Annotated in this window: 1 protein-coding gene; it reads left to right on the top strand. The window is 61.8% G+C overall.

The features are described from left to right. The first annotated feature begins 460 nt into the window (after positions 1-460). Complete coding sequence (locus CFR79_RS15195) at positions 461-2,515, top strand: ParB/RepB/Spo0J family partition protein (RefSeq protein ID WP_110548444.1); 2,055 nt, start codon at positions 461-463, stop codon at positions 2,513-2,515. Positions 2,516-2,680: the final 165 nt, after the last annotated feature.

Genomic DNA, 2,680 nt, shown 5'->3' on the forward strand with positions numbered 1-2,680 from the left:
CGAGCAGCGTATCGACGTGGCAGAGGCCATGATCCACATCGCCATGGGAAGCCTCATGCTACGCCGAACCGCTCATCCGTGAATTTCCAAAAGGGCTCTTAGCTCTGAAGGCACTGTGGCTATCAGATCGGATATGCGTGAACAGAAAAATACGCGGAAACAAAGGGATGTGCCGTACGGAGAGGGCTTTGGGATAGTCAGGAACATTCACGGCTATCATGGTCGGCATCATCACAAGATGGTGATGACGCGACTATAATAGTCGCATGTTGCCGTGGAACGTATCGACTCGCGGATGCACTGAGGCAGATATAGCTTCCGTAAAGTCGTGTCCGTGCCATTCCGTGGATGCGGTTTGACCTCTCGTGGGGCCGGGAGAGAGGAAGAGGGAAGTGGGGTTTTCGTGACGGATTAGGGGTGGGAGAGAGGCTTCCGCCCGTCCGTCACGGAGTGTCCCGCCATGGCGAGCGCCATCCAGAAAATCGCCCTCAATGCGTCCCGTGATATTCCCTTCAACAAGCTGGTGCTGTCGCAGTCCAACGTGCGGCGTGTGAAGGCCGGCCTGTCGATCGAGGAACTGGCCCGCGACATCGAGCGTCGTGGGCTGCTCCAGAGCCTGAACGTCCGTCCCGTCCTGAACGGCGAGGGAGCCGAGACTGGTACCTATGAGGTGCCGGCCGGCGGCCGCCGCTTCCGCGCCCTTGAACTGCTGGTGAAGCAGAAGAAACTGGCGAAGACCGCCCCAGTGCCCTGCGTCGTGCGCGAGGCCGGATCGGCCATTCTCGCCGAGGATGATTCCCTGGCCGAGAACGTCCAGCGCGTGGCCCTGCATCCGCTGGACCAGTTCCGGGCCTTTCGCGACATGCTGGAGAAGGGCATGTCCGAGGAAGAGATCGCCGCCGCTTTCTTCGTCGTGCCGGCCGTGGTCAAACAGCGTCTGCGGCTGATGACCGTTTCGGACAAGCTGCTCGAGATCTACGCGCAGGATGGGATGCGGCTGGAACAGCTGATGGCCTTTTCCATCAGCGATGACCATGTCCGTCAGGAACAGGTCTGGGAGATTATCGCCCAGAGCCACAATCGCGAGCCCTATCTGATCCGCCGCATGCTGACGGAGAAGACCGTGCGGGCATCGGATCGCCGGGTGCGCTTTGTCGGGCTGGACGTCTATCTTGCCGCCGGCGGTGCCGTCATGCGTGACCTGTTCGAGGCAGACGACGGCGGCTGGCTGCAGGATCCGATCCTGCTCGACCGGCTGGTGATGGAAAAGCTGCAGGAGGCGGCCGAACAGGTCCGTGCCGAAGGCTGGAAATGGGTTGAGACGGCGCTATCCTTCCCCTGGGGGCACACACGGCACTTAGCGGAGATCGACGGTGTGCCGGTGGTGCTCTCGGAAGAAGATGCCGCGCGTCTGACCGCGCTGCACAGCGAGCAGGAAACGATCGAGGCAGAATACGCGCAGGCCGATGAATTCCCCGAAGAGGTCGATATCCGCCTGGGCGAGATCGAGCAGGCTATCGAGGCGCTGGAAGAACGCCCTGTGTCCTTCGATCCGGTGGACATGCAGCGAGCCGGCGTCTTTGTCAGTCTCGATACCGACGGCACGTTGCTGGTCGAACGGGGTTTCGTCCGGCCAGAAGACGTGCTGGCGGAATCCGAGGATGGTCACGATGGGTCCGAGGGATATGAAGACACGGTCGTTCATCAAGGCAGGGGTGACGACGTCGAAGAAATTGGGACGGAAGATACCTTCGATACGGAGCCCGAAGAAGACGGACTCAAGCCGCTTTCCGACCGCCTGCTGACCGAACTGACAGCCTGGCGCACGCTGGCGCTGCGGGATGCGTTTGCCAGCAATCCCCACATCGCGCTGACCGAATTCCTGCATACACTGGTGCGAGACATCTACTGGCAGACGCCGGGGGCCGACTGCCTTGAGGCTTATGTCCGGGAAATTTCCCTTCCGGTTCATTCCCCCGACATGCCGGGCAGCCTGCCGGCTCATTCGCTACGCCAGCGTAACGAAGTCTGGAAGCACGATCTGCCGGAGAATGAGGACGCGTTGTGGCACTGGATCAACGGGCTGGACGACACCAGCCGTCTGGCCATGCTGGCGCATTGCCTGTCTTTCGGGATCAACGCGCTGCATGAATCGTCCTATGGCTCGTCTCTGGCACGCAGCGTCAGGGAACGGCTGACGCGAGCCGACCGCCTCGCCACTGCGCTTACGCTTGATCTGGTCGAAGCGGGCTGGCAACCGACGGTGGAGAACTATCTCGGCTGCGTCACCAAGGCGCGCATCCTCGAAGCCGTGCGTGAAGCGCGGGGTAACGAGGCCGCCGACCGCATTGCCCATCTGAAGAAGGCCGACATGGCGCAGGCGGCCGAAAGGCTGCTTGAGGGCACCGGCTGGCTACCGGAGGCCCTGCGGACGGCGCATGCGCCGGAGCGAACTGAAAGGGAAGAAGGGGCGGCGCGTATGACCGATAGGCATGATGCGGTCGCAGCCGAGTGAGATCTGTCGATGAATATCATGGGCGGCTTCCGGTCTCCGGGAGCCGCCTTTCGTATTGGACGAGACGTAACCATCCGGCGAGAGACGCGGGCGTGATCAGGCAGCGACGTTATTCTCGCCTTGAGCAATGGGTTTCCAATGCCAGGGCAGGAGTTCATGGAGGCG

Origin of the sequence: Komagataeibacter saccharivorans, from assembly GCF_003207825.1 — a bacterium.
Lineage (GTDB): Bacteria > Pseudomonadota > Alphaproteobacteria > Acetobacterales > Acetobacteraceae > Komagataeibacter > Komagataeibacter saccharivorans.

What these genes read in the sequence shown, in the direction of transcription:
- CFR79_RS15195 (WP_110548444.1), top strand. Translation starts at nt 461, where the DNA reads ATGGCGAGCGCCATCCAGAAAATCGCCCTCAATGCGTCCCGTGATATT.